This window comes from Chitinophaga agri (assembly GCF_010093065.1).
Classification (GTDB): domain Bacteria; phylum Bacteroidota; class Bacteroidia; order Chitinophagales; family Chitinophagaceae; genus Chitinophaga; species Chitinophaga agri.
This window is the reverse complement of the sequence record NZ_CP048113.1, coordinates 7197895-7224564: the sequence shown is the minus strand read 5'-3', so window position 1 is coordinate 7224564 and position 26670 is coordinate 7197895. Positions and strand designations below refer to the sequence as shown.

At 48.0% G+C, this 26670-nt stretch carries 15 protein-coding genes and 1 tRNA gene; 6 read left to right on the top strand and 10 right to left on the bottom strand.

Annotated features, from left to right (window positions below):
• Positions 1-87: 87 nt before the first annotated feature.
• From GWR21_RS28525 to GWR21_RS28500, 6 genes are all read right to left on the bottom strand, one after another.
• Entirely contained in the window at positions 88-3312 is a 3225-nt protein-coding gene (locus GWR21_RS28525; RefSeq protein WP_162335101.1) for a TonB-dependent receptor, read from the bottom strand.
• Positions 3313-3743: 431 nt separating this feature from the next.
• Positions 3744-5783: an aceric acid hydrolase gene (locus GWR21_RS28520; RefSeq protein ID WP_162335100.1), complete on the bottom strand. Its 2040-nt coding sequence runs from the start codon at positions 5781-5783 to the stop codon at positions 3744-3746.
• Entirely contained in the window at positions 5767-7971 is a 2205-nt protein-coding gene (locus GWR21_RS28515; protein ID WP_162335099.1) for an alpha-L-rhamnosidase-related protein, read from the bottom strand. The genes GWR21_RS28520 and GWR21_RS28515 overlap by 17 nt, the downstream gene beginning before the upstream one ends.
• Before the next feature lie 12 nt (positions 7972-7983).
• On the bottom strand, positions 7984-9867 hold the full coding sequence (locus GWR21_RS28510) for a right-handed parallel beta-helix repeat-containing protein (protein WP_162335098.1): 1884 nt from the start codon (positions 9865-9867) through the stop codon (positions 7984-7986).
• A complete protein-coding gene (locus GWR21_RS28505) occupies positions 9864-11258 on the bottom strand; it encodes an alpha/beta hydrolase family protein (protein WP_162335097.1) in 1395 nt (464 codons plus the stop codon). The genes GWR21_RS28510 and GWR21_RS28505 overlap by 4 nt, the downstream gene beginning before the upstream one ends.
• A gap of 206 nt (positions 11259-11464) precedes the next feature.
• Positions 11465-14221: a glycoside hydrolase family 2 protein gene (locus tag GWR21_RS28500; protein WP_162335096.1), complete on the bottom strand. Its 2757-nt coding sequence runs from the start codon at positions 14219-14221 to the stop codon at positions 11465-11467.
• Positions 14222-14666: 445 nt separating this feature from the next.
• On the opposite strand from GWR21_RS28500, the gene GWR21_RS28495 reads away from it, so the two are divergent.
• The 5 genes from GWR21_RS28495 to GWR21_RS28475 all read left to right on the top strand — a co-directional run bounded on the left by GWR21_RS28495 (position 14667) and on the right by GWR21_RS28475 (position 22006).
• Positions 14667-15383 (top strand): class I SAM-dependent methyltransferase, encoded by a 717-nt coding sequence (locus GWR21_RS28495; RefSeq protein ID WP_238430061.1) that lies wholly within the window; start codon positions 14667-14669, stop codon positions 15381-15383.
• A gap of 39 nt (positions 15384-15422) precedes the next feature.
• On the top strand, positions 15423-15926 hold the full coding sequence (locus tag GWR21_RS28490) for a hypothetical protein (protein WP_162335095.1): 504 nt from the start codon (positions 15423-15425) through the stop codon (positions 15924-15926).
• A gap of 125 nt (positions 15927-16051) precedes the next feature.
• The gene (locus GWR21_RS28485) at positions 16052-16393 is read left to right on the top strand and encodes a hypothetical protein (RefSeq protein WP_162335094.1); all 342 of its coding nucleotides are present in this window, start codon (positions 16052-16054) and stop codon (positions 16391-16393) included.
• Positions 16394-16499: 106 nt separating this feature from the next.
• Complete coding sequence (locus GWR21_RS28480; RefSeq protein ID WP_162335093.1) at positions 16500-20852, top strand: CusA/CzcA family heavy metal efflux RND transporter; 4353 nt, start codon at positions 16500-16502, stop codon at positions 20850-20852.
• 11 nt (positions 20853-20863) lie between these two features.
• Positions 20864-22006, top strand: a complete 1143-nt coding sequence (locus tag GWR21_RS28475; RefSeq protein WP_162335092.1) for an efflux RND transporter periplasmic adaptor subunit — start codon at positions 20864-20866, stop codon at positions 22004-22006.
• A gap of 89 nt (positions 22007-22095) precedes the next feature.
• Here the strand turns inward: GWR21_RS28475 and ung are convergent, their stop codons facing one another.
• Positions 22096-22767 carry a uracil-DNA glycosylase gene (gene ung, locus GWR21_RS28470; RefSeq protein ID WP_162335091.1) on the bottom strand — a complete coding sequence of 224 codons (672 nt, stop codon included), beginning with the start codon at positions 22765-22767 and terminating at the stop codon, positions 22096-22098.
• 93 nt (positions 22768-22860) lie between these two features.
• Here ung and GWR21_RS28465 point away from each other — a divergent pair.
• Positions 22861-22934: transfer RNA gene (locus tag GWR21_RS28465), tRNA-Arg, on the top strand.
• 190 nt (positions 22935-23124) lie between these two features.
• Here GWR21_RS28465 and GWR21_RS28460 read toward each other — a convergent pair.
• The 3 genes from GWR21_RS28460 to GWR21_RS28450 are packed head-to-tail and all read right to left on the bottom strand — an operon-like array spanning position 23125 to position 26663.
• Entirely contained in the window at positions 23125-24288 is a 1164-nt protein-coding gene (locus tag GWR21_RS28460) for a hypothetical protein (protein ID WP_162335090.1), read from the bottom strand.
• A gap of 23 nt (positions 24289-24311) precedes the next feature.
• Entirely contained in the window at positions 24312-25931 is a 1620-nt protein-coding gene (locus GWR21_RS28455) for an MBL fold metallo-hydrolase (RefSeq protein ID WP_238430059.1), read from the bottom strand.
• Positions 25932-25979: 48 nt separating this feature from the next.
• Positions 25980-26663 (bottom strand): thioesterase II family protein, encoded by a 684-nt coding sequence (locus GWR21_RS28450; RefSeq protein WP_162335089.1) that lies wholly within the window; start codon positions 26661-26663, stop codon positions 25980-25982.
• Positions 26664-26670 lie beyond the last annotated feature (7 nt).

The window sequence follows — 26670 nt, the reverse complement described above, 5'->3', positions numbered from 1 at the left end:
CCATCAGACTTACGGCATGACTACATTCCCTCAGTACAAAAGCCGCCCCGGTTACCCGGGGCGGCTTTTAAAATCATATCCATATCATCAGAATGAATACCTTATCCCCAACTGCAACTGCCACCTTGAAATCAGATCAGGGTTTGTAATAAACGTCTTTCGCTGTGAAGGATCGAACTGGTAGATAGCCTTGCCACTACCATCCCTGCCGGCAAAAGCCAACGGCTGATAATAACCACTATTGCTCGCATACTTCCGCAATCCCCATTTACTACTGATCAGATTCCCGAGATTCACGACATCAAAGCTCACCTGTATAGTACTTGTCTTTTCCTTTCCCTTGAAGTTAAAATCCTGCAGTACACGCATATCTATCTGACTAAACCAGGGCGTTTCGCCCGCATACTTACCGGTGTACTGCCCCCGATGACCATTCAGGTATTTATCCTGGCTAATGAACGCTTCCAGTGCAGCTCCCTGCGCAGCAGCGTTCTGTGTGTTACCTTCCGCATCGGTGAGCGTAGCGAAGTTCATACTTCTGATCTCCCCAGCTGTAGGTACATACATCAGGTCATTGGCAAATGAGCCATCATTATTCACATCACCACCATACACATAAGAGAAGCGGTTACCGCTTGTCCAGTTAGCGAAGAAGGAGATGGTGGTCGCATATTTCCCTTTGCCATATTCAAACTTCTTGATACCGGCAAAAGTAATACGGTGTTTGTTTCCGTACAGGGAAGTAGATTCCACGGCCCTGTTAGCATTACCCAGTATCGGGTTGCGGTCGAAGGCATCTCCGGAGATCTCTGCGGAGATAGAGCTCGCATCTTTCGCCACGAGGTAGTTATATCCCATCATCAGGAAATACCCTTTGCCGAAAGTCTGTTGCGCCTGGAAGGTACCGTTGAACGAATACCCTGCTTTCACATTTGTGAAGACATACGTACCTGTGTTGCCCTTATCTGCTGTCTGATAAACTTCACGATTGTCGCCGGTGCCGGAATTCAGTGTACCTGTTGGTGTACCCAGTCCATAGTCACGCACCATCATCGCATTGATATCCTTGGAATAAGCGATATCCGCGCTCAGCACTGTACCAATCGGCAGTTTGTAATCCAGTCCGATATTGGAACGCCAGATCTGCGGCCATTTAAAGTTATGCGCAGTCACGTTGTAGTAGCCAGTGAATGGATTACCGATCGCATTACCCAGCCATACAAACGGGAAACGGCCGGTGAACAATCCTGTACCACCTCTCAGCTGTATGGTCTTATCGCCTTTAATATCCCAGTTGAAGCCGAGACGTGGAGACACGAGTATCTTCCCACTCGGCATACGGGTGTTGTCTATCGACTGGCCCGGACCATTCCTCACCGGATTCCCGTTCTCATCGAACAGGGTCAGGTTGTCTGTATTGGGAACGGTGGGAGAACCTTCCACAAAAGTGCCTGCGAAGGTACCGTCAGCATTCACGTTCGGGCTGTTATAGCTTGCTTTGGATGGGAAATAGAGTGCCTTGTCAAAGCGGACGCCATAAGTCAGTTTGAAGTTAGGCGCTACGCTGAATTCATCCTGCAGATAGGCTGACAGCTGTCCGACAGTAAGGTAATACCACGTCCACTGGTCTGCTGCTACACGGTTCTTCGCATAGGTCACATTGGCATCATATCCCCCGGATGCTACATTACCCAGGAACGTCGCGATGTCTACACCGGAGAATACGGTAAACCCAAAACCTGTCAGATTAAAGGAGTTTCCAAACTTAAACTGCTCATAGGAAGCGCCAATGGTCAGTGTATGCTTTGGCAGGATGATGTTGAAGTTGTCGGTCAACTGAAGTGCATCCTGGTTCAGGCGGTTATTGATAGAGAACGGTTCATACCCGGTTACAATATAGGGTACGTTATACTTGGTAATGTTCAGCACCGGGAATGGTGAGGAGAACGGATCACGTTTGTCCCTGAAAGTAGTAAATACGGCACGGAACTTATTGGAATATGTATCATTAAAGTTAGACTTCAGTTCGAGCCCGAAGGAATGCAGTTTGTTGATCATCTTGTAACCGGAGTTCCGGAATTGCAGGGTAATAGCGTCCGGCCCACGACGGTTGATCGCATTGGGATGTGCGCCTTTCTCCTGTGACGCATCCAGACCATTATACGTAAAGGAAAGTGAGTGCTGGCTATTGATCACCCAATCCAGTTTTGCCAGCCACTTGTAGTTCTTCCTTTTGTACTCATAATCCTGGTAAGGACCTGTCGCATATCCGAAACGTTGCTGCAGTGCATTCTGTACGGCTATAAGGTCTGACTCCAATACGCGGGAGGTCGTCACATCACCGGCATTACTGTTATTCCTGGCCACATAGGCACTTGCACCATCGGTGCGCTGTTCTGTCTCGAAGTTCACGAAATAGAACAGTTTATCCTTTTTAACCGCACCGCCTAAGGAGAATCCTCCCTGGAAGTGTTCAAGGGTTGGCACCTTCAGTTTTTCGCCGTCTATCTTATCGCCGGAAATTGCATCATTCCTGTAGAAGGCATACACCGTTCCGCCGAACTTGTTGCTACCGCTCTTTGTTACGGTGTTCACGCCCGCACCGGTAAAGCCAGACTGGGTCACATCGTAGGGTGCAATATTGATCTGTATCTGATCGATCGCATCCAGGGAAATAGGTTGCGCGTTTGTTTGTCCGCCGGGAGCCGGCGCATCCAGTCCGAACGGGTTGTTGAACACAGCGCCATCCAGCGAAAAATTGTTATACTGCCCGTTCCTTCCTGCGAAAGAGATCCCGTTATACGTCGGGGAAGCGGACGGTGTAATACGCAGATAGTCATCCGCCGAACGTGAGATCGTCGGCAATTGCCTGATCTGCTGACCGCTGATGTTCGTAGAGGCACCGGTACGCTGGTCATTGAAAATAGTAGAGCGACCACTGATCACCACCTCATTAAGTTTACCGGCTGTTTCCTGCAGCCGCAGGTCCAGGGCCGTGTTCTGCCCCAGGGTAAGATATACACCCGTAGCGGTTTCGGTCGCAAAACCGGTGTATGACGCAGTTACAGTGTATGGTCCGCCGACACGCAGGTTGGGTACCACGAAACTACCGTCCGATTTGGTGACGAGCCCTTTATTGATCCCTGCATCGGCAAAGGTCACCCGGATAGTAGCGCCGGGCAGGGGTTGTCCTGCTTCGTTCTTAACGATACCACTGAGTGTTGCGGTGGTTACCTGGGCGCGGGCCCCCAAAAACATAAAACAGGCAAAGAACAGACTTCCTAATAACTTAGTTAGATTTGGTTGATACATCGTACTTATAATTGGGTGGATAAAATGCTGCTGTTGTTAACCGTAAACGCTCGCTGAACAATCCCAAACAATGGATACAAGTTAGTTCAATTTTCGCGGATTGGGGGCAGTAGTTGTACCGAATTTTCAGGTTTTAGATGGCGGAATGATACTTTTTGTAGTAGGAATACAGGGTCGTGTGACTGCAGTAGTTTGTCGCAGTCCCGGAGCATCGCGCAGAATTCCGGGAAGTTTTGGGCTTGTTCCGGGAGAAGCAACCTGGTGTTGAACTATCAATTTGGTTGTTTCAGGAAGTCATCAGGTAAGCTTTCTCCTACGTTTCTCTTACGTCTTAAAACGTAGGAGAAACGTAGGAGAAAGCTTACCTGATGAAAAATAAACCGAATCCTGACCAAAGGCAGATTGCACCGGCTACCTCCCTCTAAAGCAGGTCACCGGAGAAGAGGTAACCAGACACTCATATCACTGCTCCCACGGTTCGCCCAGGCATAGTAGGGTATCAGGGTGATGGGGAGTGGACGCGAAACGTTATTTAGAGGCTGATACAAGGCGTTATTCCAGTTAGTGGAAGCTAGCTTGCGCGCCTCCCCTTCGAGGGCTGTAATACGCCCATTTGCGATTTTCATTGTTTTGGGCGTCAGACGGATATTGGCGGGGATCAGGATGTCGGTCAGCGGTTGCCCTTTCAGATCGGGCGATTCCAGACAGTACACTACCGGCCCCCGCTTGATCGCTACCTGGTTGCGGGTCTCCTCTATGAGGGGATTCGATGTCAGCAGCGTGGCCGGCATGTCGAGGGTCAGGATGATCTGATCACCCGCTTTCCATTGGCGGTGTATTTTGTGGTAAGATGCAGCGGTAAGTTGTGCGGGCTGGATGGATTGCGCTATGTTCCTCCCGTTAACACTGATGGTCGCCTGCCGGCACCAGCCCGGAATACGCAGGGCGATATCCATGGCGTTGACAGGGGCCTCTTTGATCGTAATACGGATAGTGCCCTCCCAGGGATAGTCCGTCTGTTGCTCCAGCCGGATATGCCCTCCGTCTTTCAACCGGGTCTCCAGGATGTTGCCTCCATACAGATCTACGTAGAGCCCCTTATCGTCCATGCTGTAGAAGTAGTTGCTTACTTCGGCAATAGTGCGGACTGTATTCGGCGGACAACAGTTGGATAGTCCGATGTAAGGTTGACGCCCACCCATCCAGCGCAGCTGGTAGGGATAATTACGGGATGCCGCGAGCGGATTCGTATAAAAGAAATCCTCTCCGTTCATACTGACACCACTCAGAATACTGTTGTATAAAGTCAGTTCGACGATGTCGGCATACTTTCCATCTCCTGTCAGTTGCAGCATACGACGATTCCATAACAGGTTGCCGATATTCGCGCACGTTTCGTTATGAGCGGAATGATTGGGAAGCTGATAGTTCCTGCCGTAAGACTGGTGCACCTTCTGTACGGTATCGGGATTGTAGGAAATACCGTCTACCGAGACGCCATCATAGAGCGCACCACAGCCCCCGGTAACATACATCTTCCTGTTCATGACATCTTCCCACATCAGGTTGAGCGTGTGTAACAGTGTAGTATCGCCGGTTTCTGCGTAGACATCCGCGACGCCGGCAAACAGGTAGTTCGCCCGTACAGCGTGACCGGCTACGCGTTTCATCTCTCTGAAGGGCACCCTGTCGGAGTTGTCATCTGTACCTTCGGTCTGGCCCCTGATGTCGATCAGTTTACGGGCAAGCGCCAGGTATTTTTTATCACCGGTTGTTCTGTATAATTCGATGATGCCCATGTAATGCGCCGGACAGATCGCGTTACGTGCCTGTTCCGGTGTAGCCGTATTGTAAAAGCCGATGAGAAAGCCGGTGGCCTTCCTGGCTACGTCCAGCAGGTTCGTTTTACCGGTAGCCCTGTAATGGACGCATGCGGCGGTCATCAGGTGACCGAAGTTATAAGCTTCAAAACTGAGCTTATCATCGAACAGGCTTCGCTTACCTGTTTGCTGCTGCTCAATAATAGACTTCGTGTATACGTAACCATCTGGCCTTTGTGCTTTTGCGATGACGGTAATGGCTTCATCCATCATCCTGTCCAATGCAGGGTCTTTCGTGGTGGCATATAGTCCTGCTACTGCCTCCAGGGTCTTATAGAAATCACCATCATGGAATGACGGACCGATAAATGCACCTGTATCTAACCCGGCAGCGATCTCGAAGTTTTTAAACGAATGGCATTTCCCGGCATCATGATAGGTCTTCCATAATGCCGGCACCATGGTATGTGCACATACTTCATATCGCTCTGCCCAGAATCCCTTTGTCCATTGCACACTGCCCATGTCCACACCCTGCCGCCGTGCATACGGACTGGTACTGGTATTGATGAGACCCTTCTGGGCAAAGACTATACATACAGACAGCTGTAACATCACCACGAAGGCAAGTACCTTATTTCCTTTTTCCATGTTGTTCTTCTTTAAGTGACTGATAGGCGACTACGTAAGACGTGGCCGGTTGCATTGTCATTTCATACCAGTTGTCTCCCTTCGCACTGATCGAACCTGTTTTACATACCGGCTTTGTTTTACTGCGGAAGCGCAACAAACCTGTACCATCCACAGTGGTCACCTTTATTTCTTCCGTACTGCAATACACTGCAATATCACCCTGGGGTGTAGGCACCTTGCCTTCTATCCATTTTAATCCACCAAGTGCCGGCTGCACTGTGTAGGTTGCATATCCAGGTGACGTAGGTTTTACGCCCAGGTAATATTTACCCAGCAGGTACAGCGGACTGGCTCCCCAGGCATGACAGAGACTTTTGCCAAATGGCCTCCCATACATGGCAAAGTGCTCCACTCCATGCTTTGCAGGATTATATTCTTCCCAGAAGCTGGTCGCTCCCAGTTTGAGCATACCGCCCCAGTAGTCTTTCATTTCCTTTAATACGTAGGACTGCTCTCCCATCGCGCACAGTGCTTCCAGTTCGTAGAAACGCATGTAAGGTGTAGTGATACGTTGAATACTGTCGTTCAATAAGACAGCATGCTTCACCGATTCCTTTTGCTGCTGGGTGAAATAATCATAGAAGATAGCGAACATGTTCGCATAGCGTGTCACATTTGCCGTTTGTTTGCCATTTACGCGGCTATGTACCAGCGCCTGTTGCTGATCATTCCAATACAGATCAAACAATTGCTTTTTTAGCACAGCTGCATATTGATGATACCTATCTGCATCGCCTTTCTCACCCACAATATCTGCACAAAGCCCCATGGTCTCCAGACTACGGCACAACAATAACTGTTCAAAACTTACTGCTCCTGTCTTACTGAGTCCATCCGCCCAGTCTATAAAGATCCAGTCACCCGGCAGGCCTTCCATCAGACCGTCCTTATTCCTCCTGCCGAGACAATACTCCATCATTGTCTGCATACGTGGATAGAACTGCCGGATAAATGATTGATCACCTGTGTACAGATAGTAATCATATATCCCCAGAAACCAGTAGAATGTGTAGTCCATAATAGTGTTGATATGACTGGTAACAGGGTCTTTACCTCTTAATGCTAGCATGGTCCTCGCCACTGTCGGACTATCAAAGTACAGGTAGTAGTTCATCAGATAACTCTGATAGGCATCACCACTCCATACCCAGCGATCCCGTTTAATACCGTCAATGAAAAACTCACGGGTATTGAGCCCGAAGGTGTATTTAGAAACGTCGTATATACGATTGACTTCCTCATCGGAACAACGGAAACTACCTCTCTCTTTCAGGCCTGCGTGTTCGTATAACATTGACACACTATCCACTTTTATATCGCCACTGGTCACCATATTCACATACCGGAATGCTTTGGACAAAGGCATGATGGAATCAGCCTTTTGCTGATGGTGAAAAGATAATCTGTCCAGGGTCTCCGCCGCTTTTTCACTCAGGGCCTCTTCTTTACTTTCGCCGTAATACAATGCGATATTCCCGGTACCCTGTAGTCCATGAAGGCGGATAAAGCCGAAGGTTTCTCTGCCAAAGTCCATCAATGTACTATTACTGTTTTTAGTGACACTAATGGCATGCTGGACAGTGACCGGCAGTTTGCACGCTGACGGTAATGCGTCCGGCGTATTGAAATACCACCTTCCTGCATTCAGCCATTTCGTGGCAGAGACGTCCGAGGTCTTGCCTGTTTCATCTATCCACTCCTTATCTTCAAAGGTGACCAGCCAGCTCGTATCAGATACGATCGTTTTTCCCGAGACATATATAGCCGGTACACTCGCCTGATTAAACACCTTCACATTGATACGATGCTGCCCTGCCGGTACTGTGATCTGTTTAGGGGCACCTTCCAGCGGCTTTCCATCCAGCTTCACGTTATAAATACCTTCTGCATATATCTTTACTTCCTCTGGTGCAGAGAGGATAAAGTTCCTGTGAAAATCTATCAGTGGATAATGACTGTCATATTTCCAGAATACGGGAAAGAAAGTGCCTCGTTCCGTACGACGGTTCTGCATGTTATTACTCAGCCAGATCTCGAAGTCGCCGGGATACCAGATCCAGGTAGCGGCCGACTGTGCAGGCAGTTGCTGACAGAGTGTAAATAAGAGTAAGATCAGCGGGCAGGTTTTAATTAACATATTTTTCATAAGCCGTGGCCTTTATTGTTGATATTGATTGATAGATCGTGCGACAGCAGGTACTGCCTTTTCTGATAACAGATAGTGATAGGGCGCTTCGAGTCCGGCACTGTATTTAATGCTGTCACTTACCTGGGGGCCGTTATGCGCCCATACGTTGTTCGGACCATTTGCATTTTGCAGGAACTTCTCCGCAGGACACCAGTTATTATTGACTGTATAATAGGCAGTGCCTTCATCTGTATACAGATAGAACCAGTGCTGCGGAAGATGCGCATATGGCGCCTTATATATACTGTCAATATAATTGTAACTGATCACTGAGCCGGGTTGGGCAGACAATGTATAGATACCCGCGACATCATACATATGACGCGCATAGTGATGGATCTTGTTAGCGATGATCCTGTTATTGCTCATCACATTGATCGTCTTTGTCCAACCCCAGCCAACACTGATGCCAGTATAGGAGACTTCGCTCACTTCATTGTGTGTGATGGTGACATCCCTTACATAACCGGCACTGATACCCAGTGTTCCCCAGTCTTCATTCGTTACATCCGTGATAAGGTTATTGGCAATGAACAGCTGATGACAAACCACCCTCCTGTCCTGTGGCTGATAAGGCAGATGTGCTTCGGTCGCTTCATCAGAATAGGTCCCTAACTGAATACCAGTTCCACCAATATCCCTGAACAGATTGCCCGTCACCGTATCGTTATGACAACCTATCCGGTAATCAAGACCAGTGGATGCCAGGTGTTCAAACCGGCAGCCCGTGAAGTTAACGGCTTCGGCATAAGCGACATCTACAGCCGCCGGCGGACGCCCTACCCAGGCCTGGTTCTCCAATCCTTTTTTATCGGGCGTGCCCGGGATATCCAGTTTATAGGCATCCAGCAGGAAAAGTCCCGCTTGTAAGGGAACATGTCCTTTTACAGAAGGACGTAGCCAGGTAGTATGCTGAAAGGCGATGCCCCTGAAGTGTATATGTGACACAGGATGATCTAAGGTACCCTGTACCGTGATCAGTGATTCCAGTAAAGGAGCTGTGACGTTCGCAGCAGAGAGATCTTCCTGTGAACGGGGCCAGTAGTAGAGCTTTTGGGCCTTCACATCCAGGTACCACTCACCTGGTTCATCCAGTAGCGGTAAGGCATTCGTTAGCAGGAAGGCAGAATTACCCGACGCCTTTGATATCCAGGGCGCAGGCCAGGGATGCGCTGATTGTATTTTACTTTCCGGCTCATGAAAGGCGAGTAATGTACTATCGCCTGCGACCCGCATACTTTTAATACGCAGGTTTGCAATAGCCCACCACTGGTGAATGAACATTTCCAGTCCGGGGGCCTTGTCTAATCCGCGTATCGCGGAAGAAGGCACCCAACAGGTGCCGCCTGCATGATCCCAGGAGAGAATGCGGCGCATACTATCGCCGGGCATATCCTTTGCTCTGACCGCCTTCGCATGATTGACCCAGAGCTGCCGGAAATTAAATCCGTCAATACCTGTCACCGGAACATCTGCTACCCATATTTTACGGTTAGCAGCAGATGGACGCCAGCCGGTGATGCGTACGCCACCGCTGAATACAGGGCGTTCTCCCGGCGCCGCTTCAATAATAGTAGGACTACCCACGGTACCAGCATCTTCAGGCCTGATAAAAACAGGTTCATATAGCGTGTACGTACCTCCTTTAATGATGATATGAATACCGTTCTTTATACTGGCATCATCCAGTCTTCTTAATTCTCTTGCCAGTTTCAATGCGGCACTGAGCGTTGCCTTAGGCTGAGCAGCTGTACCAGGATGGTGATCGTTACCAGTGACCGCTACATAAATATCAGCAGCCTGCAAGGGTAACATCCACAGGCACAAACAAGCGATTATAAAGCCTCTTTTCATTTCGATGTATTTGTGGCCTGTTTCCATATCCGCTCCAGCTGTGCAAAACCATGAATAGCATTTGCAGGCAGCTGTTCTCCTTTTTCTCCGAATACATACATAGCAGGTACTTTCTCAATAGTGATCTTCGATTCATCTGCGGCGGCACGATCCAGCGCTAGATGCTTCGCCATAAAATCGTATACTGCATTACGCTTATTGATGCCAAAGTCGTGTCCTTCGGCAGGCAGGTGTACATTACTCACCTGATCCGCTTTACCGTAGTAACCATATATTTTCTGTAAATAAGGATAGTCGTGTTCGGGCGTTTTATCTGTCCAGTCACCACCATCGCTGACTAACAACTGGGGATGAGGTGCTGCCATCGCAGCGATCTCCACATTATCTGTACGACCGCCACAGGCATGGATCGGCATACCGCTTTCACATGGACAACCACCATAGAAGTAAGAGCTGATAGCGACAACAGGAGCACTGACCTTAATACGATCATCTATTGCGGACATCAGTACGGTATGACTACCGGCTCCTGATCCACCCGTGATGCCGACCCTGTCAGGATCTGCTATCTTCAGCGATAAGAGATAATCCAGTATGCGGATAGTGCCAAGTGCCTGTATTGTCATCGCCAGACTTTTACGGTGATCGGCTTCTTCAAACTGGAGCTGGGATTCACCCCAGGCAAAGAGATCGTAGCTGAACGCGATAGCACCCATACGTGCCAGCGCGGCACAGCGGTATTGACAATCAGGACGGTAGCGCTGCTGCTGCCAGTGTCCATCAGGATTCAGGATCACAGGGATCTTACCTTTGATCTTTGCCGGTTTATACAAAGAACCATTGATGTATAGTCCGGGTAAGATCTCTATAGCAATATTGGATACGGTATATCCATCGTATTTTCTTTCAGGCGTGATAATGGGTTTGGAAGGGGGTGCAGCAGGCATTGGGGAAAGTTGCAGCGCCTCCAGTAAACAGGGTTTCAACTGTGCCTTTCTTTGTTCCCACTCCTGTTGATCTTTATATTGAGCCGCGATCCTATCCAGCTCCGCCCAGCCATCGGCAACGGCCCAGCGATAATATTCGTATTCACTTAATTTATAAATGCCTTTATCCTTTTTCACTTTGAGGTCGAGCGGAGACAGCACATTATCCAGCGTCGCTTCGAGTGTAGGACGATAGCGCCAGTCAGCATAAGTGACATACCTGTTGGCCACCAGCTTCTCATTATACCGGATCTGTATGCCATATTTCTTTTCAATATCAGCCAGTACGGTTTTAAGTGGACGTCTGTAGGCGCTGTCAGACGTTTGCTGTGCCTGTAGCAAATGGGTGTAAAAGAGACAGGCGCCACTCATCAGGAGCAGCAGGAATCGGAACGTTTTTTTCATAACATGGCATTAAACGGAGGGGAATCTAGTTTAAAATGGCAGAGAGATCATCCTATGGTGTCTTTTTTTGAATGAGGAATCGGGTATCAGGAATGGGTAAGTCTCACATATGAACAGGTATGATTGGCCCCAAAAGGGTACAAAGCTGAATACAAGGAGACATGCATGTTTTAAGGTTATTAGTACAAAATCCTGATTCCTGATACCTAGTTCTTAAAGTCAAAGTACAATACTATTCGCAAGGCTCTTTCGGGTTCCTTTTCATAGTCATAAAAGATATTTTTGCCACCCATCGGGCCGGTTGTTTCATTCCGCTGCGTCTTGGTGCCAATGCTACTGATGCCCTGCATAAATGAAATATCTCCTGAAGGGAATAAAGGTTCGTAATTATGCCACTGGTCAGTTTTCCTGGCAGGTGTAAACAGTCGCAGGAACAGACCTTCGTTCTCTGTATATACCCTGAAACGTGTTCTATCAGTAACAAAATCGCACCAGTACATATTCGCATAATAGCCTTTGAACTCAGGATAGTTCCAGCTTTCACCTGTTTCGGTACTGTTGTGTTTCTTCTGCCAGATACCGAAGCGGTTGCCTTTCAATCTGTTCTTCCATACACGGTAAGGACCATCCCCCATGTATCCTACCCCTGCTATAGCTGACTCCGGGAAAGAAAAGTTAATACCTGCGAACGTGGTGAAATACGCGGAAGGGAAATATTTAACACACATCTTTACGATACCGGATGGATAGATCGTCCACTCCAGTGTGTTATAACTGTTCTTTCTGTCGAAGGTGGATGCGATCACCAGGTTCCTTCCTTCGTAGTGATGAGTGAAACCGGCGAAGTTATTCTCTCCTTCCTGGAGGACGGGCCCATTATTAAAAGGGATGTTGTCCCTGCCATGCAGCACACTGGTCAGTAAACCGGTATGACGGTTGAAAGAAAGGCGGGTGCTATTCGCAGTAACGATCCACAGTGAACCCTGTTCGGAGAGCGATACCGTACCACTAAAGGTAGTGTCAATACTCTTTTGCACCACCTGTTGTGGCGTGATGATCGGATAACTCCACGTAAAGAGCGCTTTGTTATTGGTATCAAATACGGTGACATAGAGCACATCGTAAGACTGCCAGCGGGCGGGCAGTACCACCCGCAAAACCCCTTTCTCAAGCGGTGGTATGTCCGGCGCAGAAACTGCAATGGAATCCTGCTGACCACTTTCCAGGTTAACAAGACTGGCGGTAAACTTACACTGTTTCAGATTGGTAAAAGCGTAACGGTTTTCGATATTAAAAGTACCATCGAAGGCAGGCGTAATCTCTCTGCGCTCCATGTAAACAGGACTCCATACCTGTTTGATCGTGTAAAAGCTACCTTCCTTTTCATGGTGCGGTCCGACGATACCATCTGCGCCTCTGTGATGGTCAGTGTCCAGGGAATCATGCAGGTCTTTCCTGACCACCGCCTGATCTGCAAAATCCCAGAGAAAGCCACCTGCACTGAGCGGGTTGTGCCACATCTTCTCCCAGTAATCTTCCAGTCCGGCACCATGGCCACCATCAAACTGGCCATGAAGAAATTCAGTCGGCATTACTATTTCTCTACCGTTCTCATAGTTGCCGATGCCATAGTTATATTCCCGGTAGTGTTGTGTTTCGATGCCGTTGAACAGTTGCCAGGGATGCACCACAGGACGTTGCTGTGGGTCGAGTTCCGGGAAGAAATGATCGAGCGATTTGTTATGTCCGCCTTCATTGCCATTCGCCCATATTACAACAGATGGATGGTTTACATCATGGGAGATCATCTCCCTGACCAGTTTAGCGCCGGTTTCGTTATTATAGTGCCCATGCCAGCCTGCCAGTTCGTCCATCACATAAAGTCCGAGAGAATCACATACATCCAGGAAGTGCTTGTCCGGAGGATAGTGAGACATACGCACCGCGTTCATGTTCATCTCTTTGATGAGCAGCACGTCGGCGATGCTGATGGCCTTACTGGTGGTCCTGCCAGTTTCCGGACTGAAGGAATGACGGTTCACACCTTTAAACTTCATCCTGACACCATTGATATAAATGCCATCCCGCTGACGAAGTGCTACTGTGCGGAAGCCAAATCGCTGGCGGATGGTGTGTATAGTTTTGTTATTGTGTAAAAGTGATATCTCTGCAATATACAGGTTCGGGAATTCTGATGACCAGGGATTGATATGATCAAACCGGCCGTATAGGGGTGTCTCCTGATTACTGATAGGTTGCTGTAATGGCGTTCCTATTTTCCGGTTTTCTCTATCATAGAGCTGTATCACGACCTGCATACCGGCAGTCGCGGCTGTTTTCACATTTGCCAGAAATGCACCATCAGCTTTTGCATCAATGGCAATTGCTTCAATATGCTGTGGCGGCAGGGCTTCGAGGAATACAGGCCGGAAGATGCCTCCGAATATCCAGAAGTCAGCTTTACGTTCCGCCTCATTGACAGATTCATTGGCAGAGTGTTTATCCACTGTAACTTCCAGCAGATTGTCCTGGTTACCGTATTTCAGTATTGTGGAGATATCGTATTTAAAAGCATAAAAGGCGCCCTGATGAACAGGGCCAGCGGAGTGGCCATTTATCTTCACAGTAGCATCAGTCATCACACCTTCAAAAACGATATTGATCTGCTTCCCTTTCCAGTCAGCAGGAACCCGGAAGGTATACTTATACAGACCGCTCTCTTTGCCACGGACACTGTCTTTTGCAAATCCATAGTCATATTTCCCAAAACCCTGCAACTCCCAGCAGGAAGGCACAGGAATAGTCGTCCATTTACCAGCGTTGCTGCCACCTGTACAGCGGAACTGCCAGTTCACCGTATGATCGCTTCCGGTACCCGAAAGGTATTGTATTGCAGTAGATTGTGCCATGGCATGCAGCGCCATGACAAGCGTCAGACATATCAGTGGAATTCGTTTCATCATCCGTGGTTATTTAGGATACCGGGGACGGGTAAGTTAAGCAGCAATACTGACATTTTAAAACATCTTTTTACAGAAATGCCTGATAGTATTGACAGGCGGCGTTATTAAATGTAACAAAGACAATTTTAATTGGAAATAATGGGTTAGGATAATGGGGTTGGGTTACGGTAGCCGGAAAGCTACCACTTATACCCGGAGCATATCTGCTGCCATTCCAGCAGCAGATATGAAACACATACTATAAAAACCTTATAAAACAAACCGCCCCATCAAAATGTTAAAATAATATCACATAAGAAATAATACTACAACAACCGGGGATGACTCCTATTATCGTGGCTCCGTACTCCACTACCGCCCCGTGAAGCAGCAAAATCCCGGTTCCTGATTCCCAATTCCTGTTTCTTCACAATGTGGGTATTATTCGTTTTGAAAAAAGTGAAATATGGAAGAACTTCGCACCCGCATCAGCATTATCCGAGTAATGAAGTTATTAACTGAATCAGAATTGATAGCGTCTCCGGTGGTTGCCAATAGCCGCATGAACAGGGAGCGTAATGCCAGTGGGGTCAATAGTTACGAAAAGGAATTTAAGTTCCGTCCAGAGGACTTTCTGGCTGAATATATCCAGGCGCACGGCCATGTGAAATGGCTGGACATCTGCTGTGGTGAAGGCAAAGCCCTCATACAGGCAGCCAGTCACCTGTCTGCGCTGCAACTGCACGATAAGGCCACATTAAAAGGCATGGACCTTATTGACGGATTCGATCCGGTACCTGCCGGTATAAGTTGTGTGTCTTTTGATATACAATCGGCTGTAACCTGGGAACCTACTGAAAAGTATGACCTGATCACCTGTTCACACGGGTTACATTATGTGGGGGATAAGTTAAAAGTATTATCCAGGATATTTGCCTCTCTCAGTGAGAATGGGGTATTCTATGGTCACCTGGACCTGGGGAATATCATGATCATGGCGGTAGGTGATGATTATCTGAAGCGTGCCTTCAAGAAGAACGACATTCAGTATAACGGCAGAACAAAACTGTTGTACTGCAAGGGGCCACGCACAGTGACTTTCGGGCTGAATTATGTAGGTGCAGATGATAAATCGGGGCCTAATTACACGGGGCAGGAAGCGGTAACGTCCTATTACACCTGATCGTACCTGGTTACTGATACTTTCATCAAATAAACAAATATGCCAGCTGGCACTGCGAATAAAGTATCCGGACTGTCCGGTACAATAAGGGCCGTGATTGCCTTTGCCGTTATTATTGTTGCTGCCTATGCACTCGGCTCCTTTTATGCCGGTGCCTCTGCGCACAAGGGTATCGGCAGGCCACTCGTGGTACTGTTCATCGATATGGGAGCACTCATCTTCCTGCTTCGGTGGGCAAAGGCGTTTACCGGAACTGATAACAGGCAGCTGCATATATGGATGGCGGTCATTGCCTGTTATATCTGCTGGTTAGTCAGCTGGGATATTGAGCCCTACGGCGGGTATTACGAAATAACTGCACAAGATCTGCTGGTGAATCCGACATTGGTGGTAAAAGAGATGAACACGCGCTATCACTACCTGATCGGGCATCGTCATATCAGTGTGTTCTACCAGCCCTACCTGCTCCGGACCATTTACGTGGCAGAAGCGGCCCTCTTCGCGTTCCTGGCGAAATATCTATCCCTCGGGCGATTATTCTAACTACTATTCATCATATATAAATCTTAACAGGGCCATATTTTTTATCTATGCCGCTTGGATAACCCGGCATATGGCTTAATTTTGCTATTGTGAGAAAAGTATGCCTTTACATACTAATATTTTTTATGTCGGTGGAGAACACCTCCCTGGACCAGTTCCTGAAACTGCCCGTGCTGTTTGAGCACTTTAAAGAGCATCAGGAGCGTGATCCTAAGGTGGGACTGCTGGAATTTCTCTCTATGCATTACTGGGGCCAGGATCTGAATGATAATGATAATGCCCGGGATATGCAGCTCCCGTACAAAAAGGTGAACACCACTACCCACCAGGTATTGTTTGCGCGCTTCACCCAGGTGCCGCAGATCATTGCGGCCGAACAGATCATTCCGCAGACTTTTAAAGCTTATAAGGACCAATATCATCCCGCCCCTAACCTCACTTCTCCGTTCAGACCACCCTGTGCCTAAGTGGTTGTACCATTATTTTCTATTCAATATCTGTTGACCTGATACGGCGAGAAGCTGCTGTCAGTGTCCGATATTGATATTACTGCACTTCACTCAACAGCAGCTCATGCTTGACAAGATCATTCAATTTTCAGTTCGCAATAAACTGGTGATTGGGCTATTCATGTTGCTATGGATCATCTATGGCATCTTTGAAGTGACCCGTTTGCCAATCGATGCCGTACCTGACATCACAAACAATCAGGTACAGATCATTACTACCGCCCCAGCTCTCGGCGCACAGGATGTGGAACGACTGATCACGTTTCCTATAGAACAGGCGATCAGTAATATTCCTCATCTTAAGGAAAGTCGTAGTATGTCCCGCTTCGGACTATCCCTGATCAGTGTTGTCTTTGAAGACGATGCGGACGTGTACTGGGCCCGGCAACAGGTTACAGAAAGGCTGCAGCAGGTAGATATCAATGAGAATGCCCGTAAACCGGAACTGGCCCCGGTATCCACCGGACTGGGAGAAATATACCAGTATGTGTTACGCCCGGAGGCCGGTTATGAAGGGAAGTATAGTCTGGCGGACCTCCGTACTATCCAGGACTGGCTGGTCAGAAGGCAGTTGCTCGGTACCAAAGGCGTAGCCGATGTATCTACCTTCGGTGGTGAACTGAAGCAATACGAAGTTGCGATCAATCCGTATCAGTTAAAGTCACTGGGACTGACCATCAATGATGTGTTCACCGCGTTACAGACCAACAACCAGAACACCGGCGGCGCCTACATTGAAAAGGGACCGACCGTGATGTACATCCGTAGTGAGGGACTGGCTGGTAGCATTGCCGATATTGAGAATATAGTTGTTAAAAATACATCTGCCGGCGCGCCTGTACTGATCAGGCATGTGGCTAGTGTGCGGATGGGTGCAGCGACCCGCTATGGTGCGCTGAACTATAATAATACCGGCGAAGTGACCGGGGCCATCGTCATGATGCTGAAAGGAGAGAATTCATCTGAGGTGATTAAAAATGTGAAAGCCCGTATCGCGGAGATCCAGAAAACCTTACCGGACGGATTACGTATAGAACCTTTTCTTGACCGTACTAAAATGGTGAACAATGCGATTGGTACGGTAGAGCATAATCTGCTGGAAGGAGCACTCATCGTCATCTTCGTACTGGTGATCTTCCTGGGCAACCTGCGTGCAGGACTGATCGTGGCTTCTGTGATCCCGTTATCGATGCTGTTTGCCATTATTATGATGAACACATTCGGCGTGAGTGGAAACCTGATGAGCCTTGGTGCGCTGGACTTCGGACTGATCGTCGATGGTGCTGTGATCATCGTGGAAGCGATCCTCCATCATCTCCATTTCTCGAAAAAATATGAGGATATCAACCTGTTATCACAGGAAGAAATGAACCAGGAAGTGACTGGGTCCTCTTCGACGATGATGAATGCTGCTGTCTTCGGACAGATCATCATCCTGATCGTATACCTACCTATCCTTTCCCTGCAAGGTATTGAAGGGAAGATGTTCAAACCCATGGCAGAGACCGTTGCCTTTGCCATTATGGGGGCATTTATCCTGTCGCTGACCTATGTACCGATGATCAGTTCGATGTTCATCAGTAAGAAACTGACACATAAGCCGAATCTCTCTGACCGGGTGATGGATAAGATCGAACATGTATATCAGCGGGCGCTGGGTAAAGCGTTACGTATCCGGAAGGCCCTGGTTGCGATGGCCTTCGGACTGTTTGCCATTGCGGTCTTCCTCTTTACCCGTATGGGCGGAGAGTTCATTCCACAACTGGAAGAAGGCGATTTTGCCGTGGAGACACGCCTGCTGATAGGCACGAACCTGAGCACGACGATCACGACTTTCCAGCAGATCTCCGGTTTGCTGAAAGATAAATTTCCTGAAGTAGAGAAGATCGTATCCCGTATCGGCAGTGCGGAAATTCCAACAGACCCGATGCCGATAGAAGGCGGAGATATGATCATTGTGCTGAAAGATAAATCTGAATGGACCAGTGCGAAAAGCTTTCAGGAGATGGCAGATAAGATGTCGGCCGTGGTACAGAATGCCGTTCCAGGTGTAACCATGGGCTTCCAGTTCCCGGTACAGATGCGTTTCAATGAACTCATGACCGGCGCCAAACAGGACGTGGTGTGTAAGGTATTTGGAGAAGACCTTGCACAGCTGGCGAAGTATGCGGATCAGATCGGTAATATCAGCAAGACAGTAAAAGGTACTGCTGACTGGTATGTAGAGAAGGTCACCGGCATGCCGCAGGTGGTAATACGGTATAACCGGAATGAAATAGCCAAATACGGGCTGAACATCAATGAGATCAACCGTACGGTGAATGCTGCGTTTGCAGGCGCTGCCGCCGGACAGGTCTATGAAGGAGAGAAACGATTTGACCTGGTGGTGAGAGTAGGCAATGAAGGACGCCGGAACATAGAAGATGTCCGGAACCTGATGGTGGCTACCACTACCGGTAATCAGATCCCTTTATACCAGGTGGCCGCCATTGATGAAATTGAAGGGCCGAATCAGATCCAGCGGGAGAATGCCAAACGCCGTATTACAATAGGCTTCAACGTGAGAGGACGCGACGTACAATCGATCGTTGAAGAGTTACAACAAAAGATCAACACTAAAATCAAGCTGGAACCGGGGTACACTATTACCTATGGCGGTGCTTTTGAGAACCTGCAACAGGCGAAGAAGCGCCTGAGTATTGCTGTACCGGTGTCCCTGCTGCTCATATTTGTGATGTTATACTTTGCTTTTTCTTCTGTCAAAGAAGGAGCGCTGATCTATACAGCGATCCCGTTATCCGCTATTGGTGGTGTCTTTGCACTCGCCGTGCGGGGCATGCCTTTCAGTATCTCTGCCGGTGTAGGTTTCATTGCGCTGTTTGGCGTAGCGGTATTGAACGGTATCGTACTGATATCGGAGTTCAACCGTATTAAGAAGGAAGGGCTGATAACCGACACGCTGGACCTCGTGATGCAGGGCACACGTAACCGTCTGCGCCCTGTACTGATGACGGCAGCGGTGGCCTCACTCGGCTTCCTGCCAATGGCACTGAGTGATGGTGCAGGCGCGGAAGTACAACGTCCACTGGCGACAGTTGTGATCGGAGGACTGTTGACCGCTACACTGCTGACATTATTTGTATTACCGGCATTATACCTGTTATTCGAGGGAAAGAAAAAGGTAGCTGTTAATAAAGCAGTGATGATTGGCGGCATACTGTTCCTGGGCATTCCGGCAGTACAGGCACAGGAGCGTCCGGTAGCATTACAGGAAGCGATCAATATTGCGATGAGCCATAACCGGCAGGCAGCAGGCGCAAGACTGAATGAAAAGGCGGAGCACATCCGTCAGCAGACAGGCGCAGACATTGCCAAAACGCAGTTCAGCGTTGACTACGGACAATTCAACAGCATCCATAATGACAACCGTTTCGGCATTACGCAGTCACTGAGTTTCCCGACGGTGTATGGACATCAGAAAAAGGCGCTGAAAGAAAACTATCTGGCTGCTCAGGCACATCGACAACTGATGGAACAGGATGTGCGGACAAATGTACGCAGGGTCTACTACGACTGGATATGGCTGCATGAGAAGCAGCGGTTGTTACAGTATGCGGACAGTATCTACCGGTTATTCGAAGAAAAAGCAAATCTGCGGTTCAGGACCGGGGAGACAAACATACTCGAACAGACAACGGCGGCTTCTCACCGGCAACAGATCGCCAATCAGCTGGAGATGTTGTCTTCAGATATAGCGGTCACAGTGAAACAGTTCAATTTGTTACTGGGGGACAGTGTGGTGTACACACCATCGGCGGACAGTATCCTGCTGGCATCCGCAGTCGCAGCCGATACCGCCTTCAGTCAGTTACCACAGATACGGGGGCTGCAACATGAGTCAGCAGCTGCGCAGTGGCGCTGGCGTACAGAGAAGTCCAGGTTATTACCTGACTTCTTTGTCGGCTACAACAACCTTAGTATCAACGGCACCCAGGTAGTAGGCGGACAAGACGTCTATTATAACAACAGTAAACGCTTTAACTATGTGAATGCGGGCGTGAGCATCCCGTTGTTCTTTGGTGCACAGAAAGCACGGGCAGCGGCAGCACAGGTGGACTGGCAGGTGGCGCGTCAGCGTACGGAATATGCCCTGTTACAAACACAGACGGAGTGGCAGAACGCACAGACACAGCTGCATAAGTATACGGCGAGCCTGCAATACTACCAGGGTAAGGGACTCGAAAATGCGGCAGCCATCATCACTACAGCAGATACACAATTTATTGGCGGCGAGATCAACTACCTGCAATGGGTGATACTGATAGATCAGGCCATCAGCATCAGGAATGAATATCTCGATATGCTGAACAACTATAATCAATCCGTCATTCAGGTACTGAAATTGCAAAATATCTAATTTAACCATCCATGCATAAATATCTTTTTATATCCACCCTTTTGCTGGCCGCCTGTGGTAGTCAGCAAACCAGCAAGGAACCGGCAGCAACGGAAGCGGTACCGGAAAACACCGACAGCAGTATGGTGAGTCTCACCCCTGATCAGATCAAAAATGCCGGTATTGAGGTGGGGCATCCGGCTACGGCGGCGGTAAGCGGTACCCTTCGTTTACAGGGTACAGTGGATGTTCCGCCACAAAGCACCGTCAGCGTGAGTTTTCCGCTCGGAGGTTATCTGAAGAGAACAGACCTGCTGCCAGGTACACATGTGCGCAAAGGACAGGTACTGGGCGTACTGGAAGATATGCAGTTCATCCAGCTGCAACAGGATTACCTGCTGGCAAAGGAAAAGTTTGCATTTGCGGAGACCGAATTCAAGCGTCAGCAGGAGCTGAATGCCAGTAAGGCAAGTAGTGATAAGGTATTCCAGCAGGCGAAAGCGGAAATGGAGAGTCAGCGGATCTCCATGCAGGCACTGGCCCGTAAACTGGAGCTGATCGGGATCGATCCTGGACACCTGCATGCGGGTAATATATCCAAGAGCGTGAACATCTACTCTCCTATTAATGGATTTGTGGCGAAGGTGAATGTCAATATCGGGAAGTATACTTCCCCTACCGATGTATTGTTCGAACTGGTGGACCCGAGTGATATACATCTGGCGCTGAATGTGTTTGAGAAAGATGTGAACCAGTTGTCTATCGGGCAGAAGGTGATCGCCTATACCAACGAACATCCCGACAAAAAATACAATGCAGAGATCCTGCTGATCAGTAAAAGCCTTGATGCGGAACGTATGGCCACCATACATTGTCATTTTAAGGAGTTTGATGCGTCGCTGCTGCCAGGCATGTTCATGAATGCAGAGGTGGTGGTCAGCAATATGACAGCCCTTACCGTGAGTGAGGCAGCTATCGTTCGCTGGGAAAACAGGTTCTATATATTTGAGGATAAAGGGAATAATGCTTTCCGTATGGTGCAGGTGACCCCTGGGAATGTATATGAGGGACAGGAGCAGTTCACCGCCCCGGGTATTACGGAGGCGACCCGTGTGGTAACCAAAAATGCATATGCATTGCTGATGAAAATGAAAAACAGTGCGGAGGAAGAATAGGTCAGGAGATCCTGACGCGTAAACAGAACGCAAAAAGGCCTGCATTAAGCGGGCCTTTTGCATTTTCTGATCTCGATATCAGCTTTATGCTATAAACGCCAGTCTACAGGCTCTATACCTGATTTAACGAGCAGTTCGTTGGTCTTGGAGAAGTGTTTACATCCGAAGAAGCCTTTGTCCGCACTAAAAGGTGACGGGTGTGCCGCTTTCAGGATGTGGTGTTTGGTAGCGTCGACCAGGACCTGTTTGTCCTGTGCAAACTTTCCCCAGAGGATGAAAACCACGTTTTCTTTCAGGTCGGAAACCTTTTTGATCACGGAGTCCGTAAAATCTCCCCAGCCTATTTTGCTGTGGGAAGCGGGTTCGTTGGCACGGACGGTCAGCATGGCATTGAGCATCAGTACCCCATGTTCTGCCCATTTGGTCAGGTTGCCACTTTGCGGGATGGGTAGTCCCAGGTCTTCTTTCATTTCCTTGTAAATATTCACCAGGGACGGGGGCGGTTTAATACCATCCTGCACAGAAAAACATAATCCGTGTGCCTGGCCAGCGCCATGGTAAGGGTCCTGTCCCAGTAAAACTACCTTTACCTTGTCAAAGGGGGTTTTGTCAAACGCATTGAAAATCAGGTTTCCGGGAGGATAAACGGTGCTCCCTACAGCGCGTTCATGCTTGAGGGCCATGACGATCTGTTCGAAATAGGCTTTATGAAATTCGTCTTTCAGGACTTCCTTCCAGGTCGGTTCAATCTTAACCTCCATAAAATTTTTTAAAATTTATTTTGAATTAATGGAATTTTGCATAGATTTGCACTCCCAAATGAAACGCTAATGTATAGCAAAAATTTGGAAAAAGGACCGGTAGCTCAGCTGGATAGAGCAACTGCCTTCTAAGCAGTAGGCCATTGGTTCGAATCCAATCCGGTCCACAATGGCGCAATTTACATTGCGCCATTTTTTTTGTACATATTAGACTGATTTTCAAAAATCTTCTGTCGGGAGCTTTCTTTATACTCCCTGTCACAACGAAGACTTTTCTGGTTAAATGATCAATACAATACTTCCAGGCAGGCTTCAATGAAGGTAGTTTCACCGCACATGAAATTTAAAACGAATAGTTCAGTGCAATTTTTTATCCAGTGAGCCAGTCAGTAGTTCGATCGTATATTCGCCACATTTCAACAGATCATCATTCCTTTTACGCTCGCTTTCATCGATCTCATTTAAGAAATCTATATATTTCTTTCCTCCTCTCTCTCTTAGGATCATACAGTTGACCAAAGGCGAATCACACCACCAGTCATTTGCACAGGCTTCCGCGTTACCATCAATATACTTACCGGTATACACTACCAGAAGAGGAACTTCACTTTGAGGCAGGCCCTTTCTTAAAAGGTAATTGTAGATACCGGAGGCGCAATGCAATAATCCGGTACACGGGCCGAAGACCATTTTGGTATAGGCCGAACCTAGCAGACAGAGATCCTGCCGCAGTGTAAGGCCCCGGGAAAAGATAATCCTGTCCAGCAATTCTTCCCCCAGCCATTCCCTATAGAATGCGTCCTTGCCCACATTCTTCTCATCGAAAATAAGCAGCCTGGCATTGTCGTGCTTTAAGAGGTACCTGAGTAAATCAATGTAAACATCGACCCTCAGCAATTTGTCTCTGCTGGAAGACGAATCAAGCAGGACGAAAAGCTTTTCTCCGGGTTGCATACCGTTTGCTTCCAGCCATTGATCACCCCAGGCCCTCTCTTCCATCAGAAAAGGCAGCTCCCTTGGATGGTTCAACAGCTCTGTTAATGCAAGGTTATACAATGATGTATTTACAGGAAAACAAATCTCCTGGTGTTCACTTGGCCGGAGGAGGTACTGGCTGATAGAAAATACAGCTGGACCAAATCCGGGTTCTCCCGCCAGTGGGCCATGTTTTTCCTTCATCATGTCCAGTAATTTCTTCTCCCAGTAAGTGACACATATTATTACATCGTAGCTGAGATAGTCGATTCCCTGCAACGTGTTCATAGAGATAAGGTCAAAAGCGGGATTGTTTGTAAGCAGATCCCGGTATCGCACAAAATGTTTCTGATTGGTAATAATGATCTCAATCAATGCCTGGTTATAAAGCAGCCGGCAGGACTTCAACAGGTGGGTACATATACAGAAATCCCCGATATAGAATCGATCGTCATCAAATAAAATTAATACTCTTTCTACGTGCTGTTCTTTTATTTTCAAATGGCTCTCCCTTTTTAGGGAGAGCGCGGAGTTTGACATTTGCATTCCGATTATTTTAATGTTAACAACTAGTAAAAAGCAGGCGTCTTCCGGTTATAGAGGAGTTCTTTCTCACCGTAGAGTAACTCTGCGATGATCTCCTTTTCCTTACAATAATCTAACAACTTGTTAGCCTGGACAATGGGGTTTGAATTGGCGTCGTATTTAATACTACTGATAAACTCAACCCATGGTTCCTGGCCCATGGCGTATACATACACCTCTTTGGGCTCAAATATCTCAATAAGCGATACCCCTTTACCGCAATCAGAACCGGCCAGGCGGCGGCTAAAATCCTGCTCCCTGGTCACCGGGCGTGTGAGTAACGGGCCGTATAACCAGGACAAGGGTGCACCATCGCACTCCATACCCAGGAACATGACATCCACATCACCTGTTTCCCGCCTGATATGTTTATACAGCGCTGGTTCAATGATCCTGGAATCTGCCAGAAACATCAGTTTAAAACCACTTACTTCGACAAGGTAACAGGCCTTGGTAAGGATATTCAAATCACTATGTTCGCCTGTAAATGGTAAGCCGGTGATCACCGTATCGGATATTTGAATACTTTCCATTTCCTTCAATCCGATCACATTATTGAAACCAATAGTATTGAACATCAGTTTCAGGTCAGGATCTTCGAGCTTCCCCGTACTGGAAGCGGGAACAATGATATTTTTTATCCGGTGCCGTAAAGGCAGTAGTGTCTCAAACAGGATATGGTCCTGATGATTATGTGTGATGAGCACAAAGTCTATTACTTCGGGCAGATCAAGATCTGAAAAATGATCGAGTGAAGAGTAATAACCGTAATAGCTGACCAGGGGATCGATCAGGATATTAACAGTATCTGTTTCTATGAGGATGCAAGCGTGTCCGAAGTAACGCATGCGGATCTTCTTACCTGTATAGCGGTTGTAAGGAGCCGGAGCCTCTTCTGTAAAGAAAGTCTCAAATAGTGGCATATCGGTATCTGCGATCCCTAACAATGCCCTGATATAATCAAGGGACTGTGGTGCTTTTTTCATTTTTGCCAGTTCATCGATACCGGTATGATCAAAAGGTATATTCAGATGAAGGACATCCGCTTCATCCAGGCGGGGTGTGCTCAGGCAAAAGGGGCGCTCGTCGTTCCGCGTGATCCACAGTGCAATGCTCTGCATTTCCTTCTTATAAAAAGGACTCTTATACAATAAGGACTCAAAGAAACGGAAGCCGGGATTATTATGCCTGTCGTAATGCAATTCAACATATCCTTTCAACAGCTCAGGCACTTTACGATAGGTTTCTTCCAGGCCGAACCCTTTTGCCTCCTGCAGTAACATTTCGTCCAGCTCTTTGATTGCCTTCGCAAATGCGATCAGATCAGGATAACGTTCATGGATATTTTTAAGCAGACCTTCCACTTCTTCCAGTCTGCCACCCTTCAGATCCATAAAGGGACCACCCCGCAGTTTGGGGTTCAGGACCGCATCAGCATGAAACTCCGGTGCTGCCAGGTAGGAATTCATGATCTCCATGTGACGTTTCAGGATATTCATCGCTGCGGGAGCGGGAGATATAAGATGCGTCCAGGCATACCAGCGATCTATAAGTGGTTCAATAACTACGTTCGGCTTGAGATAAAGTTTTTTATCTTTCATCATGTTTTGACTTAGGTTGAAACAATGTTTTGTTCTTGTCTGCCGGATAGATCATACCTGATCTGAGAGCAGATGTTGGGCAATAAGTTTCGGATAGTTGTAAATGAAAAAATGCCCCCCGGGCACCAACTGGTACCTGAAGTTGCCAGTTGTATAGTTTGCCCAGTTATCTATCCTTCCGGCATGTTCTTCCTGGCTTCCCATCAGGCAATATATGGGTGTATTGATCTTCTCCTGCCCCCAGCTTGCCATTTCATGAGCAACCCTGAAATCAGACCTGATAATGAGCTCATAGAATCCAAACATCCCGGGATCGTCCAGGATAACGTCAGGCGTTCCTCCCAATGTCCGGAGCTTGCTGATCAGGTTTTCTGATGAAAGCGTATGCCAGCTCGTTTCCCGTGTGACGAAGGGACCGGCGTTTCCACTAATGACTAGTTTCATGCTACCCTTGTATTCTTTTTCCAAAGCGGCTGCCACATTAAAAGCCAGCAGCCCTCCAAGGCTGTGCCCGTATAAGGTGACTGAAGGAGCAGATAACAGTTTTCTGATCTGCTTCAGGGTATCTTCTATCACGTCTTTGAAATTACTTTGTAACGGCTCATTAATTCTCCTTCCACGACCACTCAGCTCCAGCGTATGTACTTCCGTATCATGGAGAAAGGGCGTAAGAAACCTGTATGAATAGCAATCTCCACCTGCATAATGCATCAGAAATATCTGCTTCTTTGCCATAGTATCC